The 16997-nt window shown below is 66.1% G+C and carries 9 protein-coding genes; 6 read left to right on the top strand and 3 right to left on the bottom strand.

Translation table 11 applies throughout. The annotated features are described in order from the left end of the window. Window positions 1–262 (top strand): hypothetical protein (locus NA11_RS45700; RefSeq protein WP_176582828.1); only part of this gene is annotated, 262 nt, incomplete at its 5' end. A 221-nt stretch (window positions 263–483) separates the two neighbouring features. On the opposite strand, the gene NA11_RS44890 is transcribed toward NA11_RS45700, so the two are convergent. The 3 genes from NA11_RS44890 to NA11_RS19670 form a co-directional block, all read right to left on the bottom strand. After that, window positions 484–819 carry a hypothetical protein gene (locus NA11_RS44890; protein ID WP_141717711.1) on the bottom strand — a complete coding sequence of 112 codons (336 nt, stop codon included), beginning with the start codon at window positions 817–819 and terminating at the stop codon, window positions 484–486. 729 nt (window positions 820–1548) lie between these two features. Then, window positions 1549–1731 (bottom strand): hypothetical protein, encoded by a 183-nt coding sequence (locus tag NA11_RS19675; protein WP_069163394.1) that lies wholly within the window; start codon window positions 1729–1731, stop codon window positions 1549–1551. 302 nt (window positions 1732–2033) lie between these two features. Continuing rightward, on the bottom strand, window positions 2034–11288 hold the full coding sequence (locus NA11_RS19670; protein ID WP_069163393.1) for a non-ribosomal peptide synthetase: 9255 nt from the start codon (window positions 11286–11288) through the stop codon (window positions 2034–2036). A gap of 356 nt (window positions 11289–11644) precedes the next feature. Here NA11_RS19670 and NA11_RS19665 point away from each other — a divergent pair, with 356 nt between their 5' ends. The 5 genes from NA11_RS19665 (at window position 11645) to dpgD (ending at window position 16964) form a co-directional block, all read left to right on the top strand. After that, window positions 11645–12877 (top strand): aminotransferase-like domain-containing protein, encoded by a 1233-nt coding sequence (locus NA11_RS19665; RefSeq protein WP_218023349.1) that lies wholly within the window; start codon window positions 11645–11647, stop codon window positions 12875–12877. Window positions 12878–12963: 86 nt separating this feature from the next. After that, window positions 12964–14091: a 3,5-dihydroxyphenylacetyl-CoA synthase DpgA gene (gene dpgA, locus NA11_RS19660; protein ID WP_141717710.1), complete on the top strand. Its 1128-nt coding sequence runs from the start codon at window positions 12964–12966 to the stop codon at window positions 14089–14091. A 31-nt stretch (window positions 14092–14122) separates the two neighbouring features. Further along, a complete protein-coding gene (gene dpgB, locus NA11_RS19655; protein WP_218023348.1) occupies window positions 14123–14818 on the top strand; it encodes an enoyl-CoA-hydratase DpgB in 696 nt (231 codons plus the stop codon). Beyond that, window positions 14815–16131, top strand: a complete 1317-nt coding sequence (gene dpgC / locus NA11_RS19650; RefSeq protein WP_084654798.1) for a (3,5-dihydroxyphenyl)acetyl-CoA 1,2-dioxygenase DpgC — start codon at window positions 14815–14817, stop codon at window positions 16129–16131. The genes dpgB and dpgC overlap by 4 nt, the downstream gene beginning before the upstream one ends. Before the next feature lie 29 nt (window positions 16132–16160). Further along, the gene (dpgD, locus tag NA11_RS19645; protein WP_069163390.1) at window positions 16161–16964 is read left to right on the top strand and encodes an enoyl-CoA-hydratase DpgD; all 804 of its coding nucleotides are present in this window, start codon (window positions 16161–16163) and stop codon (window positions 16962–16964) included. Window positions 16965–16997 lie beyond the last annotated feature (33 nt).

Here is a 16997-nt window from a genome sequence, read left to right as displayed (position 1 = left end):
TGTTGCCGTCGATACCGGCGGCGCAGGCGGGCGTGCGGGCAACGGCGGCAACGCTTCTGGCGCCAACAACGGCGGCGGTGCGGGCGCACGCGGCGGCAACGGCGGTACCGGGGTCCTCGGCACCGGCGGGGCCGGCGGCAACGGCGGCAACGGCGGGGCCAAGACCGGCACCGGCACTCTCGGTGCCTGTGGCACCGCAGGCAGCGGTGGCGCAGGTCTGGTCGGCGGTGCTCCCGGAGATACGGGCACCGGCAACTGCTGACACCACCCAGCACGAACCGAACCACACCGCACACTCGTGCGGTGTGGTTCGTCGCTGCGACGACCCGTCAACACCGTCCATCGTCGATGGCGGAACAGCAGTTTCCGTCAGCAACACAATGCACGAAAGGCCTGCCGCACCGTTCAACCGCGCGATCCAGCGGGACAAGTTCCGCCCTCGCCTAACGATCGAACTGATCTACTCGGCCTCCGCACCGTCCCTCAGCTCGGGGGCTTACCCACTGCTGCCGCGATCCGCCGGATTCGTTCGCGCACAAGCAGTTCGGTCATTTCGACCAGCGAGTCCGCCAACTGAGGATGCAGTTCGGCGCGCGCCTGCACAACCGCGGCATGGATCACCGATGGCGGCACCGTCGGAAACTCTCTCCCCAACCGCTGCGCGGTCACGCGGCTGGCCGTCATCGACGTCGCCCATCGCCATACCAAATCCGGCGGATTGTTGACGACTGACCCATTACCGGCCCAGCGCGCACCAGCCGACGGCTCGAACTCCGAAAGTCCTCGTACCAAACGCAAGTCGATGTTGTCGCTACTCATGGGGACTACTCCAAGGTCGGCACACGGAGCGAGCCGCACTTCGGGACCCGGAGGAAAGTACCCGAACTCTACGCCGCAAGTAACGCCGGGCATAGATAGTCCACACATTTGCTCGCACGACTCAAGCGCTACCAGCGGGTAACGAGTCTCGTCGACGCAACCAGACGTTCCTGCTGGTAACAGCTATCAAGATGACGCGATCCGGCCTGTCCGGTTCGACGCAACCCGGCGAACTGGACGGTTGCCCGACGCCTCATACAGCCGCAGCCGGGCACCGATCCCCCGCCGCGACTCATCCGCCCCCGGCCCACGCGAGATCTCTTGCCGGTCAGTCAAACTCAGACGCAGCTCACCGCGCCATGAGGGTTCACCCATTTGTTCGAGGTGATCGCCACTGCTCGTGATCGTGATGCGCTATACGGACATGGCGATCTTCCTTGTTGCCAGGAGTACTGGTGCTCGTTGCGGGTCGATGAGAGAGTCGTAAACCCGCAGCGCAATGAGGCGTCGTATTACGATGCAGTCGTGACTGATCCGGGGGCTCGCTCGACAGACGACCAGCCAGACCCTGAATCAACAGATTCAACCGATCCAATTGAGGAGCGCGTCGCGTCGCACCGTGCTGCCCGCGAAGATTGGACATCACCCAAGGGTGCGCTCATGGTTCGTGTCGACTTCGGCACATCGGCCAGCCTTCGACAAGTCACCGATACTCAGCACGCCGTCCGCTCACTGCTGGTACAACGCCGTCTGCATGCGGTCAGCACGCTCCAGGACTGCGATATCGTGACCGCCGCTGACCTCGCCAGCCGCGGCAATCAGGACGTCGCAGACAAGGGCGCGGCCGGATTCTGTAATGCGCTGGCTGCAGTGTTCTTTCAACTGCTCTGCCTGGCGGGTCGAGATCGCCAAACCGCTTGTCGAGCAGGCACATTCCACACAGATCGCCGCCCATGTCAACCATCCCCAGCGCGCCCGGACGCTACAGGAAGACAAGAACCAGCCAGATTCCCACTCGAGTGGGAAGCCGGCCACAGTAGCCTCGCGTCGTGACTGTCGTAGCCGCGCTCACGGGCCTGGGTTATCCGCTCACGCTGCTGACCGGGCTCCAGGAGTTCGGCTGTGCGCGTGGCGAGTTCGACGGCGGTGACGTTCGACTAGCCACGGCAGTACGCGAAAGCGAGGTCCAGGCCGCCGCCGACCCGATCGCAACCTCAGCGTGGCGGACGGGTCAGTTTTGCGTTGAGGACTGGGCCGATGTGGCTCAGGGGGCGGGGCTGGGTCATTTCGCCGTGGGTGCAGGTGATTTGGTGGACCTCTACCTCGCCGGTTACGTGGGTGTGCCATCGGTCCGGAGTGAAGGGTGAGCCTTGGGGTTTGCCGATGGTCGCCTCGAACAGCAGCAGATCTCCGTGGAAGACGCCGAGGGAGGCTGCGGAAACCACTGCCCTGGTGGTGGCGAAAACCGTGAGCAGCGTGGTGAGGTCGAGTTCGCCGAGGCCGGCGAGCTCCATGTCCTGTCCGACGGACTCGGCGACCTCCTCCGGTGATACGGGGCCGTTGTCCGGCGGGTAGTCGTCCGGCTTCGGGTAGCTGTCGAGTATGGCCAAGAATTCGACCTGTTCGCCTTCTTCCTGGAGCCGCACCGCGAGCAGGTGCGCGATGATTCCGCCGAGGGACCAACCGAGCAGCGAGTAGGGGCCGCGTGGCTGGATGAGCCGGATCTGTTCCAGATAGTCGGTCACGACGTCCACGGCCGATGCCGGCGACCATCCCGGTTCGCTGAGTCCGCGAGCCTGCAGGCCGTAGACCGGGCGGGAGGCGTCGAGGTGACGTAGCAGACCGGAGTACACCCAACTGGTTCCGGCTGCCGGGTGCACGCAGAACAAGGGTCGTTCGGTGCCGGCTCGACGCAGCGGGAGCATCACCGCGAGCGAGTCTCCGCGCGAGCCTGCCGACGCGAGCAAGGCGAGTTCGGCGACCGTCGGGGACTCCAACACGTCCCGCACTGTCAACGTAATGCCAAGGGGCCGTAAGCGACTGATCAACCGGATCAGCAGGAGGGAGTGACCACCGAGATCGAAGAACGAGTCGTCGACGCCGACTTTCGGCACATCCAGCAGCTCAGCGAACAGTTCGCTCAGCATCAGCTCACGGGGCGACTCCGGCGCACGTCCTGAACCGCCGCTGCGGCGCGGTGTGGGCAGTGCACGGCGGTCGAGCTTTCCGCTGACGCTGAGCGGCAGCTCGTCCAGCATGACGACCGCCGACGGCACCAGGTATGCCGGTAGTCGCGCCGCCGCATACGACCGCAGTTCGGCCTCACCCACCGTCGTGTCCGGCACCACATATGCCACCAGCCGGATGTCGCCCGGACCGAATTCGTGTGCCACCACCGCCGCGTGCCGGATCGCCGGATGCCGGACCAACACGACCTGCGCCTCTTGGGGTTCGACCCGGATACCCCGCACCTTCACTTGGTCGTCGGCCCGGCCGACGAATTCCAGCTGTCCCTCCGACTGCCACCGCACCACGTCCCCGGTGCGGTACATCCGTCCAGCTCCGGGGCTGAACGGGTCCGCCACGAACCGCTCGGCGGTCAATCCAGGCCGGTTGAGGTATCCCCTGGCTAGGGAATCACCGGCGATGTACAGCTCGCCGAGCACCCCGGGCGCGACCAGATCCAGGTCGTCACCGAGCACGTATACCCGCACGCCCGCGAACGGCCGGCCAATGGGTATGGCACCCGTCGGTGTCTCATCGCCCTCGGTCAACCGGAACTCGATGACACTGACTGTCGTCTCGGTGGGGCCGTAACTGTTGCACACCAGCACATCCGGGTGACGGGCACGCCAGCGCGCCAGCGTGTCACCGAACAGCGCTTCACCTCCGACAGACAGACATTCGCTCGGCGAGGCATCGTCGGGCATGGAGTCCAGCAGCTCTAGGTGGCTGGGTGTCCCGAACAACACCGACGGCCGTGGACCGGGTTCGTCCAGCTCGCCGACGCGGACACATCCGCCACTGACGAGCGGCACGTACAGCGCGGACACGGACATGTCGAACGCCACGGACAGGTGCATGCGGCTTTCCCCCACGACGCCGGGATAGACATCCCGTGAGCGCAACAGGTAAGCACCAAGCGACCTGTGCGCGATAACGACCCCCTTGGGGCGCCCCGTCGATCCTGACGTGTAGAGCACGTAAGCAGGATTATCCAGATGGACCCGAGGCCCCGGGTTCGCTGTGGGGTAACGATCGCTGTCGCACTGGTCGACGCACAGCGCGTCCGGCCCGGCGCGGCCGGACAGCGCCGACGTCGTCACCGTGATCCGGGGAGCCGCGTCTCGAAGCATGAATGCCACCCGGTCGTCCGGGTAGTTCACATCGACCGGTAGGTACGCGCCGCCGGATTTCAGAACACCCAGCAGCGCGATGACCAGCTCGGCGGAGGGCGGCAGCAGCACGACAACCCGGTCTTCCGGCCGCACACCACGTTCGATGAGCAACCGCGCGAACTGATTCGCCCGCGCATTCAATTCCGTGTAACTGAGCAGGGTGTCTCCCGCCGCCAACGCAGGCGCGTCCGGGGTACGCCGGACCTGCTCCTCGAACAGCTGGTGTGCGACCGCACCGGGCTGCGCCACCGGTGGGCGAAGAAGCGACTCCCGTTCGGCTCTGCTGAGCACATCGATCGCGCTGATCGGCCGGTCGGGGTCGGCGACGACCGCGGCGAAGATCCGATGCAGCCTGGTGGTCATCACCTCGACCGAACCGCGATCGAACAGATCGCTGCTGTACTCGAGCGAGCCGTCCAGGCCGGCGGGTTCGCCGTTGGGGCCGAAGGTTTCCCAGAGGATGAGGGTGAGGTCGAACCTGGCGATGTCGCGCCACACACCATCCGCGACGGCGGTCAGGCCGCCCAGGTCGAACAACGGCGGCTCATTGTTGTTGAACGAAAGCCCTACCTGGAACAGCGGATTCCGACCGGTGTGCCGCACCGGATTGAGCACCTCCACCAGGTGTTCGAACGGGACATGCGTTTGGGAGAAGTCGGCGATATCGCTGTCGCGCACGCGGGTCAGCAGCTCGGTGAACGTCGGATCGCCCGCAGTATCGGCTCTGAGCACCAGAGTGTTCACGAAGAACCCGATCAGGTCGTCGAGGGCCTCGTCGTCGCGCCCGGCGACGACCGTACCGATGGGGATGTCGGTGCCTGCGCCGAGTTTGGTCAGCAGCACAGTCAATCCCGCGTGCAACACCATGAAAAGCGTGCCACCGGTCCGCTTGGCCAGCCCGATCAGTCCGTGGTGGACGTCCGCGGCGAGCCGGACCGGAACCCGTCCACCGAGCTGGGAGGCCACCGCGGGGCGGGCCCGGTCGAACGGCAGCGTGAGTTCTTCCGGCAAGCCCGCCAGCCGGCCGACCCAGTACGACGGATCGGCCTTCGAGAGCAATTCCCGTTGCCACAGCGCGTAATCCGCGTACTGGACCCGCAGCGGCGACCACCCGGGTGCCTGCCCCAGACGCCGCGCGTTGTACGCCATGCCGAGATCGCGCGCCAACGGTGTCATCGACCAGCCGTCGCCGCCGATGTGATGCATCAGCAGCAACAGGACGTGCTCGTCCGGTCCGAGCTCGAAACACCATGCCGCCAGCGGGATCTCGGAGGCGATATCGAAGGCGTAGCCCGCCGCCGCGTCCAGTCGTTCGGTGAGTTCACTCTCGGATATCCGGGCGAACTCCCATCGGACCGCCGGTGCGTCCACGATGTGCTGGTATGGCTGGCCGTCGTGGTCCGGAAACACGGTACGCAGGCTCTCATGCCGTCCTACGACGTCGGCGAGCGCCGCTCGGAGTGCCGACTGATCGAGCTCGCCGGACAGCCGGACGGCCATCGGCAGGTTGTAGGTCGAGATCAGTCCTTGCATCCGGTGCAGGAACCACAGCCTGAGCTGAGCGAACGACAAGGGAACCGACTCGGGTCGCGGCCGCGGTGTCACCGCGCCACGGGCCAGCTCGGCGGTGCCGACGCGGTCGGCGAGCCCGGCCGGAGTCGGCCGCTCGAACACCACCCGGACCGGCAGTTCGACCCCGAGCACGGTTCTGATCCGACTGGTCAGCTTCGTCGCGGTGAGGGAATGACCGCCCAAGGCGAAGAAATCGTCGTCGATCGTCACCGACGGCACAACCAGCACGTCGGCGTAGATCTCGCACAGCGCTCGTTCGACCGGCGTGCGCGGCGCACGGCCCGTACTCTCGCGGGACGGCTTGGGCAGTGCTTTGCGGTCCAGCTTGCCGTTGGGACTGAGCGGCATGGCGTCGAGCTGGACGAACACGGACGGCACCATGTAGTCCGGCAGCACCGCCGCCACATGATCCCGCAGCTGTGCCGGCTCGACCTCCCCGGATGTCGGCACCACGTAGCCGACGAGGCGTTGATCCCCCGGACGGTCCTGCACGGCGAGCACCGCCACCTGCGCGACGTGCGGATGACCGCGCAACACGGTCTCGATCTCGCCGAGTTCGATCCGGAACCCGCGGATCTTGACCTGATGGTCGACGCGGCCGTGGAACTCCAACTGGCCGTCAGCACGCCAGCGCACCAGGTCACCGGTGCGGTACATCCGGGATCCCGCATCGTCGAATGGGTTGGCCACGAAGCGTGCTGCCGTCAGGGCCGGTCGGTTCAGATATCCGCGCGAGAGCTGAGCACCTGCGAGATACAGCTCTCCCAGCACCGCGCAGGGCACCGGCCGCAGCCGGGAATCCAGTACGTAGGCGCGGGTGTTGCCGATCGGCTTGCCGAGCGCCGCTTGGTCGGGCCAGTCGTCCACCTCATGAGGGAAGAAGGACGCGATCGCCAGGTGGGTTTCGGTCGGGCCGTAGCAGTTGTCCAGCCGACGACCGCGTGTCGCGAAAAACGCCTTGACCTCGGGCGAAAGCACCAGCGCTTCCCCGCCCTGGCCGATCAGCCGCAGCTCGGGGAGGTCGGCGCCCGTATTCTGCACGACCTCGCACAGCGCCTCCAACACAAGGTTCGGCAGATACATGTCCTGCACGTCGAACTCGGCCAGCCACCGGGCAAACAGCTCGGCGTCCTTGCGGACCTCCTCGGGCGGGACAACCAGGCAGCCACCTCGCGTGGTGGCGAACAAGACCTCGTAGGCGGAAGTGTCGAAACTGAGCGACGAGAACTGGGCCATTCTGCCTGCGGGCAAAACCGTCTCGTAACAGGTCAGCAGACTCACCGTCGCGGCGGACGGCATGACAACTGCCTTTGGCAGCCCGGTCGATCCGGACGTGTAGATGACATATGCCGGGTGTTGTGGCCGCAGCGGAGCCAGGCGGTCGGCGTCGACGAGATCGGCCGAGGACAGGTGCCCGGTGTCCACCAATTCGGTGAGGGTCAGGACCGGCGCCGCGTCGCTGTGCATGAAGGCCACCCGGTCGGCGGGGTAATTCGGGTCGATCGGCAGGTACGCGCCCCCCGCCTTCAATGTCGCCCAGAGCCCGACGATTACGTCGACGGAGCGCGGCATCATCAGGCCGACAACGGATTCGGGGCCGACACCGCGATCGATCAGATAACGGGCAAGTTGATTGGCCCGCGCGTTGAGCTGCGCGTACGTGAGCACCGTTTCGCCCATCTGCACGGCAGGCAGGTCCGGGGTGCGTCGCACCTGCGCCTCGAGCAGCTCGGGCAACGTCCGCTGCGGCACCCTCCGCTCAGTGTCGTTCCATTCCACCAGCATTCGGTGCCGTTCCGGCGCGGCGAGCACCTCGACGCCGCTGATCGGCACGCCGGAGTCGGCGGCGACTTGGGTGAGGTACCGCAGCAAGCGCTCACCGAGCACCCTGGCCCCATCAGAGGTGAACAGATCCGCTGCGTAGGTGAGGGTCAGATCCACACCGGCGGCGCGGCCGTCAGCGGTCCAACGCTGGATGAATCCGAAGAACAGATCGAATTTCGCCGCGTCGAGCGGGGTCTTCACCGGCGTGCACGGCAGACCGTCCAGGTGCAGAACCATCCCTTCGTCCACGACGAGTGCGATCTGGAACAGCGGGTGCCGGGACAGGGATCGGGTGGGCTGGAGGTGTTCGACGATCTTCTCGAACGGGAGGTCCTGGTGTTCGAAGGCCGCGAGGTCGGTGGTGCGCACCCGGGTGAGCAGCTCGTCGAACCCGGGGTCCCCGCTGGTGTCGGTGCGCAGGACCAGCGTGTTGACGAAGAACCCGACCAGGCCGGAGAGGGCATCGTCGGAGCGTCCAGCGACCAGCGTGCCCAACGGGATATCGGTGCCGCAGCCGAGCCGGGTGAGCAAGGCCGCCAGCGCGGCCTGAAAGACCATGAACAGCGTCACATTTCGGTGTTGCGCCAGCTTCAGCAGACTCTGGTGGACTTGCGCGTCCACGGTGAGGTCGACGCTGCCGCCCAGGTGGCTGACCTGTGCGGGGCGCGGGTGGTTGGTCGGCAAAGCCAGTTCGTCGGGCAAGCCGCGCAGGTGTTCTCGCCAGTAACCGAGCTGACGGGACAACACACTGTCCGGGTCGTGTTCGTCACCGAGCAGGTCTCGCTGCCAGAAGGTGTAGTCCACGTACTGCACGGGCAGCGGCGCCCAGTCCGGAGCGGCGCCGTCGAGCCTTGCCGCGTACGCCGACGACAGGTCCGCGCTCAGCGGATCCATCGACCAGCCGTCACCGGCGCTGTGGTGGACGACGAGCACGACCAGACTCTCGCCCGCAAAGCTCTGGATCACGTGCACGTACAACGGCGGATCGATGGCAAGGTCGAACAGGTGCGCGCAGGCGCGAACCACCACTGCGTCGGTCTCTTCGGGGGCGCACCGGGTGAACGAAACCGTTGCCGGTGTCTCCGCAGCGGGGATGATCCGTTGGAACGGTTCGCCGTCCAGCTCGACGTACACCGTCCGCAGTGCTTCGTGCCGCGCCATCACATCGGCGACCGCGGCTGTCAGGGCGTCTTCGTCCAGTTCGCCCGTAATCCGGGTGACCACTGGGATGTTGTACGTCGCACTGGGGCCCTCCAGCCGATCGAGGAACCACAACCGCCGCTGCGCAAAGGACACCGGGACCAGATCCGGGCGGGGCGAAACCGGGACCACCGCTGGACGTGCCAGACCGGTATCGCCGCTGAGGTGCCTGCTGAAACCGGCGACCGTGGGGTTGTCGAACAGCGCGCTGATACCGGCCTCGATGCCGAGCGAGGTGCGGACGCGGTTGAGCAACCGGATGGCGAGCAAGGAATCTCCGCCGAGCTCGAAAAAGCTGTCGTCGACACCGATTTCGGGCTCGCCGAGAACCTCGGCGAACAGGTCGCACAAGGTGTGTTCGCGGGCATTGCCGGGATCCCGGCGGTCCGCCCCTGCGGCGTACTCCGGCGCGGGCAGGGCCGCGCGGTCCAGTTTTCCGTTGGGGGTCAACGGAAAACGTTCCAGCACAACGAATGCGGAGGGCACCGAGTAATCCGGCAGCGTCTTCACCAGCCGCTCACGGACTTCCGCGATGTCGATGCTCGCCTTGTCGACGGCGGGCACCAGGTAGCCGACCAACCGCTTGTCGCCAGGCCGAGCCTCACGGACGATCACCGCGGCCTCGCGCACCGTGTCGACCGCCGCCAACGCCGCTTCGATCTCGGCGAGCTCGATGCGGAACCCGCGGATCTTGACCTGATCATCCACGCGCCCAAGGAAAGTCAGTGTGCCGTCGGACTCGCGTCGGACGAGATCGCCGGTGCGATACATCCGCGCACCAGGGCCGCCGAACGGATTCACGACGAACCGGGTGGCGGTGAGCTCAGGCCGGTTGACGTAACCCCGGGCCAGACCGGCTCCGGCGAGGTACAAGTCCCCCACCGTCCCGATCGGTACCGGTCGCAACCCATCGTCGAGCACGTATAGCCGCGTGTTGTCCAACGGCCTGCCCAGCGGCACACTGGTACCGATCTGATCGCCGTGCCGCCAAGGGGTTTGGGTGACGCACAACGTCATCTCGGTCGGACCGTAGGTGGTGCGCACCGTGATCTGCGGGCACTCCCGCAGGACTTCGACCACGGCATGCGGCGAGATGATGTCACCGCCGGTGGTCACCTCGGTGACCCCGCGCAAGCAGGTGACCAAGTCCTCGGCCACCACCCGGAACAGCCCCGCGGTCAAGCTGATTCGGGTGATCCCGTGGTTCTCGATGACTCTCGCCAATGCGCCCGCATCCATATCGGCGGGCGGCGCCAGCACGACCCGTCCACCGGCGAGCAGCGGTGCCCAGATCTCGTAGGTGGACGCGTCGAACGCGTGTGGTGAATGCAGCAACACCCGGTCGTCGGCATGCACCTCCCAGCACCGATCCCGCGCGAGGTCCACCACGTCTTGATGAGTCACGGCAATGCCTTTGGGCTCACCTGTCGATCCGGACGTGTACATGACGTAGGCGAGCTGACCGGGACGCAACACCGGCAGGTCCGTGCCGGTCTGCTCGGCCGCGGCCGACGGCGGGCCGGGTTCGACGACGATCACTCGTCGACCGACCGCCAGCTCATGGCTTCGCAGCGTCCGGTCCACCAGCAACACCGGACACGTGCTGTCGGCGAGCACGGCACGCATCCGCGCCACCGGATAGGCCGTCGGCAACGGCAGATAGGCACCGCCGGCCTTGAGCACCGCGACAATGGCAACGAGCAGTTCGACCGACCGCGGCATCAACAGCGGCACAGCCATTTCCGGTCGCACGCCCGCCGCAGTCAGGACGCAGGCGAGCCGGTGCGCACGGGCGTCCAACTCGGCATAGGTCAGACAGACCGTGCCGTACTCCACCGCGATCGCGTCCGGTGCGCACGCGACCCGCTCGCCGAAGGCAGTCATCAGATCGGCGGCCACCGCGGGCGTCGCGGAGTCGTTCCACTCCTCCAGTTGCTGCCGCTCTCGCGCGGAGAGCACGTCGACGCTGCCCAAGCCGATGCCAGGATCGATCACCACCTGTGCCAGCACCCGCTCCAGCCGTTCGCCGAGCGCGCGCACATCGGTGGCGGCGAACTCCTCCGGGCGGTAGTGCAGAGTGATCTCGGTGGGGGCGCCTGGCTGTACGACCACGATCAGCGGGTATCGCGACGGGTCCACCGACGATCCAGCTCGATGCCCGCGCAACGCGTCAACGACCTTGTCGAAGGACGACCAGGCCGACAGGTCCACCTCCACCGGCGTGACTTGGACCGTGTTCCCGCCGTGGCTCGAACCGGGTTCCACCGCGTCGTAGGCGATCCGACCCCGTCCCGTGACCTTGCCGAGCAGCATTCCCACGGCTGCTCGGATGACGAGATCCACCGAGGTGCCTGGCTGCTCGATCGTCAAATCTTGGGCACGGCGAATCGCAACCTTTTCCAGATCGGCGCACTCGATCTCGTCCGTGGAAAGCAGCAGCAGCGGAAGCAGTCGTTCGACTTGGGAATGGAACATATGTCAACCCGTCTGTTCTTCCGGCAATGACGACCAGGGACCCGCCAAAATAGCGCGCAGGTAAGGAGAGATGGATTCGACCTTAGGTCAGCGGTCCCACCCAGTGCATTGCCGTGTCCACAAGATGACAAATTCGGTGGCGCGCCCCAGGGGACACGACCCAACGAATGACATGTTCCTGCCATCCGGACACCCTCGTGGTTCTTGCGACCGCCCCCGCCCGGCCATAGCCTGGATCGGTACATCAGTGCACAAGACTGGCCGGGGGAAGGACCGCGATGGCAGCTATTCGGTCGAAGACGTCGTTGGAACTTCTCGCACTTCACGATTCCGCGAGTTTTCCAGGCGCGAATTCGATGAATTTCCTCAATGAGGTCGCGAATCATTTTCCGGACGCCATCTCGTTCGCCGCCGGACGACCCTTCGAGGGTTTCTTCGATATTCAGTCGGTGCACGGATATTTAGCGACCTATCGCGAGCACTTGCTGACAAATCCTGACTATGACGAGGCCACGGTACTTCGCACCTTGATGCAGTACGGGCGAACCAAGGGAATCATTCACGACCTCATCGCCGCGCATCTCGACATCGACGAGAACATCACGGTGGACCCGGAGTCGATCGTGGTCACGGTCGGCTGCCAGGAGGCCATGTTCCTCACCTTGCGCGCCCTCCGCAGAACTGCCGATGATGTCGTACTCGCCGTGCTGCCCGGTTACGTCGGGCTCGCCGGTGCCGCGCAACTCGCGGACATGACGGTCCTCGGGGTCAAGGACTCCACCGCCGGAATCGACCTCGACGACCTGCTACTCGTGCTCGATCGTGCCGAAGCCGCCGGGCAGAAACCCCGCGCCTGTTACGTGACGCCGGACTTCGCCAACCCGTCCGGAATCAGCTTCTCCCTGGAGACGCGCAACCAACTCTTACGCATTGCCGACGAACACGATTTTCTCATCCTGGAGGACAACCCGTACGGGATGTTCTATGGCGACAACGGCTATCTGCCCACCTTGAAGGCACTCGACCGCACCCAGCGAGTGGTGTATCTCGGCTCCTTCGCCAAGACGGGATTTCCCGGCGCCCGGGTCGGCTACGTCGTCGCCGACCAGCGGGTGCACACCGTCGGCGAGGCCACCGAGCTGCTCGCCGATCAACTCGCCAAAATCAAGAGCATGCTCACCGTGAACACCTCCCCGATCGCACAGGCCATTATCGGCGGAAAGCTGTTGCAGAACGGCGGCAGCCTGCGGCTGGCGAGCATCCGGGAAAGGCAGATCTATCAGAACAATCTCCACCAGATTCTCGCCGGTCTGGCGACCAGGTTTCCGCCAGGAACAGTCCCCTCGGTGTCGTGGAACACACCGACCGGCGGCTTCTTCTTGGTTCTGACGGTTCCGTTCGTAGTCGACGACGATCTGCTGACCATTTCCGCGCTCGAGCACGGCGTGTTGTGGACGCCCCTGCACTACTTCTACGGCGACGGCCAGGCCAGGAATCACCTCCGGCTTTCGTTCAGCCATCTCACCCCGGACGAGATCGAGACGGGATTGGACAGGCTCGCAGCCTTCGTCCGCAAGTACAGCGTCTGAGAAAGGAAGCCCATGTTCCCGGTAATTCGAGAAAAGCTGCCTCGACGAACCCGCAGCGCCCGCCGGTCTTGGGGATGGACCTACCGATGACGACGGGCCGACTGGCATATCGAGGGCTGCACACACGGTCGCCGGAACCAGTGGACGACAGCGCATTCGCGCGAATCGTCGGAGTCGGGACGGCGGTCCCCGACACCTCGTATTCGCAACAGAATATCCTCGATATTTTCCGGATATCGGACCCCAAGATCCGTTCGATATTCCTCAACAGCGCGATCGATCGGCGGTTTCTGACCCTGCCGCCGCAGCTCGAAGACGGCGCACGCGCAGCAGAGGCCCAAGGCGATCTGCTGAACAAGCACAAGGCCCATGGCATCGACATGGGCGCACGCGCCATACGCGCCTGCTTGAAAAGGGCCAATGCGGCGGTATCCGATATCGGATACCTGTGCTGCGTAACCTCCACGGGCTTCCTCACCCCGGGGTTCAGCGCACTGCTCATCCGCGAACTCGGGCTCGACCCCTACTGCGCCAGGCTCGACATCGTCGGCATGGGCTGCAACGCGGGACTCAACGGCCTCAACGCCGTCGCAGGCTGGGCACGGGCCCGTCCCGGACAACTCGCGGTCATGGTGTGCATCGAAACATGTTCGGCGGCCTATGTTTTCGACGGAACCCTGCGAACCTCGGTGGTCAACAGTCTGTTCGGGGACGGCGCGGCGGCCGCGGCCCTGGTGACGGACGACGACACCGGCCCGGTTCCCGCACACGACGTGCCCAAGGTCCTCGGGTTCGCCAGCGTCATCATCCCGGACTCGATCGACGCCATGCGCTACGACTGGGATCCCGCAGCGCACAAGTTCAGCTTCTTCCTCGACCCGGACGTGCCCTACGTGGTGGGCGCGCACTCCGAAGACGTCGTCGACCGGCTGCTGGCGGGAACCGGCTTGCGCCGCAGCGACATCGCCCACTGGCTGGTGCATTCGGGCGGCAAGAAGGTCATCGATTCGGTCCTGGTCAACCTGGGCCTGACTCGCCACGACCTGCGCCACACCACCGGTGTGCTGCGCGACTTCGGCAACCTGTCCAGCGGCTCGTTCCTGTTCTCCTATGAACGGTTGCTCGACGAGACGGTGGTGTGCCGCGGCGACTACGGGGTGCTGATGACCATGGGCCCGGGTTCGACGATCGAGACAGCCCTTGTTCGCTGGTAACGGCCAGGCCGAGCAGAAGAATGGAGACAAGGTGACCAGCACGGACACAGTTCCCGAGATCGACGCGGGACCGCGTCTGCGCATCGACGGCACTCGCCCCCTCTCCCCTGAGCTGGTGGCGGAGGTGCAGATGTTCACCGACCAAGCCGAGAGCTGGACCGGCGTCCCGGTCATTCATCTCTCCGGTGCGCCAAGTGCCGGCCCGGGCAAGATCGGAATCCAGCTGGTCAGCAAGTGGGAGCGCGTTCTGCGCCGCCTCGAACGGCTCGACACGCCCACCATCGCTGTCGCACAGGGCGATTGCGGCGGCGTGGCGCTGGAAACACTGCTGTGCACCGACTATCGGCTCGCGACCGGCGACCTGCGGCTGCTTGTCACGACCAGAACCGATGACGGCGCGACCTGGCCGGGAATGGGCCTGTATCGGCTGGCCAACCAGGTGGGCGTGGGACGAATACGTCGCGCGGTCTTGTTCGGCACCCCCATCTCGGTCGCCGAAGCCAAGGCGCTGAACCTGATCGACGAGATCGTCGAGGACCCCGCCGACGCGATCGCGGCAGCGGACACCCTGGTCGCCTCGCGCTCCGGAGCCGAACTCGCCATCGCACGCCAGTTGTTGTTCGACGCGACGACGACGAGTTTCGAGGAGGCCCTCGGCAGGCATCTCGCGGCCTGCGATCGCCGATTGCGTCGGGCGCGCAACGGCGACGGAATCGATCGACGATGAGGGCACCCGACGTGAACGCCGGCGCGGGCCTGAATTCGGCACGCCGGATGTTGACAGAGTTCACCGGCGAGGTCGACGAAGCCTTGGCAGTCCTGCCCGAGCCCGCGGACCGTTCGAACGAACAGCGCAGGCAGGCCGACGACGCCAAACGCGCTGCGGCGCTGGTGCGCAGGCAGTTCCTGCAGGCGCACGCGGACGCCGTGTACGACCAGCTCACCGACGGGCGGACGACCTCGCTGCGACTGGCGGAGTTGTCCGGCGCGACCGCGGTGGCGTTTCCCGGTCTGGTTCCCACCGAGGCGCAGCTGGCCGAAGAGCAAACCCGGACACAGGCCGGCAAGGAAGGCCGGGAGATCGACCAAGGGATCTTCTTCGGCCAGCTGCTGCGGAGCCCGACCGCCGGTGCGCATCTCATCGACGCCATGCTTCGGCCCACTCCCCGCGCCCGGCTCTTGCTCGACCGGTTCCGGCAGACGGGGGTCGCCGAGCTCGGATCGGTGCGGCTCGAACGTCGTTGCGGCGCGGCCTATGTGACGATGTGCCGCAACGACTGCCTCAACGCCGAGGACAACAGTCAGGTCGAGGACATGGAAACCGCGGTCGATCTCGCCTTGCTCGATCCAGCGGTGCGCGTAGGGGTGCTCCGGGGCGGCGAGATGAGTCATCCCCGCTACCGGGGCAGGCGGGTGTTCAGTTCCGGAATCAACCTGAAAAGCCTGCACGCCGGGCGCATTTCGTTCGTCGACTTCCTGCTGCGCCGCGAGCTGGGCTACCTCAGCAAGCTGTTGCGCGGTGTCCTGGCCGACGAGGCGCCGTGGCACGCGCCGATGATCGAGAAACCCTGGGTGGCCGCAGTGGACACCTTCGCCATCGGCGGCGGCGCCCAACTGCTGCTCGTGTTCGACCACGTCGTCGCGGGCGCAGGGAGCTATGTCAGCCTGCCTGCCGCGCAGGAGGGAATCATCCCCGGTGTCAGCGGTTTTCGGCTCACCCGGGCGGCCGGACCCCGAATTGCCCGCCAGGTCATTCTCAGCGGCCGCCGCATGTGGGCACAGGAACCGGACGCGCGGGTGTTCATCGACGAGGTCGTCGACGAGCGGGACATGGCGGCAGCCGTCGACCGCAGCATCGAACGTCTCGACGGCCCGGCCGTCGTCGCCAACCGGCGAATGCTGAACTTCGCCGAGGAGCCGCCGGACGCGTTTCGCCGCTATGTGGCGGAATTCGCTGTGCAGCAGGCCATTCGGCTCTACAGCGAGGACGTCATCAGCAAAGCCGACCGCTTCCGCGCACGCTCGCTGGCCGCAGGGTGACCCACGTTCCCGAAGGAGGTGCTCCGATCATGACGGACGGTACGCCCAGTGTCCGCTACGAGAAGAAGGATCGCGTCGCCTACATCACGCTCGACCGCCCTGCCGTGCTGAACGCGATGGACTTGCGGATGCACGACGAACTCGCCACCATCTGGGACGATTTCGAGCGCGACGACGACATCTGGGTCGGCGTCCTGACCGGTGCCGGCGACCGCGCCTTTTCCGCCGGGCAGGACCTGAAGGAACGGGCAGCGCTCGACCGAGCCGGGGCCCCGCCGACGAGCTTCGGCAGCCGCGGCCTGCCCGGCTGGCCCCGGCTCACCGAACGATTCGACCTGACCAAACCTCTGATCGCCCGCGTCAACGGCTACGCCATCGGCGGCGGCTTCGAGTTGGCTCTCGCCTGCGACATCATCGTCGCCGCCGAGCGTGCGATCTTCGCGCTGCCCGAGGCCAGGTTCGGCTTGATCCCCGGTGCGGGCGGCGCGTTCCGGTTGGCCCGGCAGTTACCGCTGAAGACGGCGCTGGGACATCTCCTGACCGGCCGCGAGCTGTCCGCCACCCGAGCACTGGAATTGGGCCTGGTCAACGAGGTCGTACCGGACCGCGAATTGGACGACTGCGTGCGGGGCTGGGTGGACGACATCCTGCGCTGTGCCCCGCTGTCGGTCCGAGCGATCAAAGAGGCCGTCATGCGATCGGCCGATGTTCCGCTCGAGCAAGCGTTCGGCGTCCAGTACCACTGGGAAGAGCGACGCACGCGAAGCCTCGACGCCGGCGAAGGCCCCCGCGCGTTCACCGAGAAACGCCGACCTGTCTGGTCAGGACGATGACACGCCCCGGATCCGATCGATGACGGTCAACGG

The organism is Nocardia altamirensis NBRC 108246, assembly GCF_001612685.1.
Classification (GTDB): Bacteria; Actinomycetota; Actinomycetes; order Mycobacteriales; family Mycobacteriaceae; genus Nocardia; species Nocardia altamirensis.
Note: the sequence above shows the minus strand (reverse complement) of the source record. Positions and strands in the feature narration are given on the sequence as shown.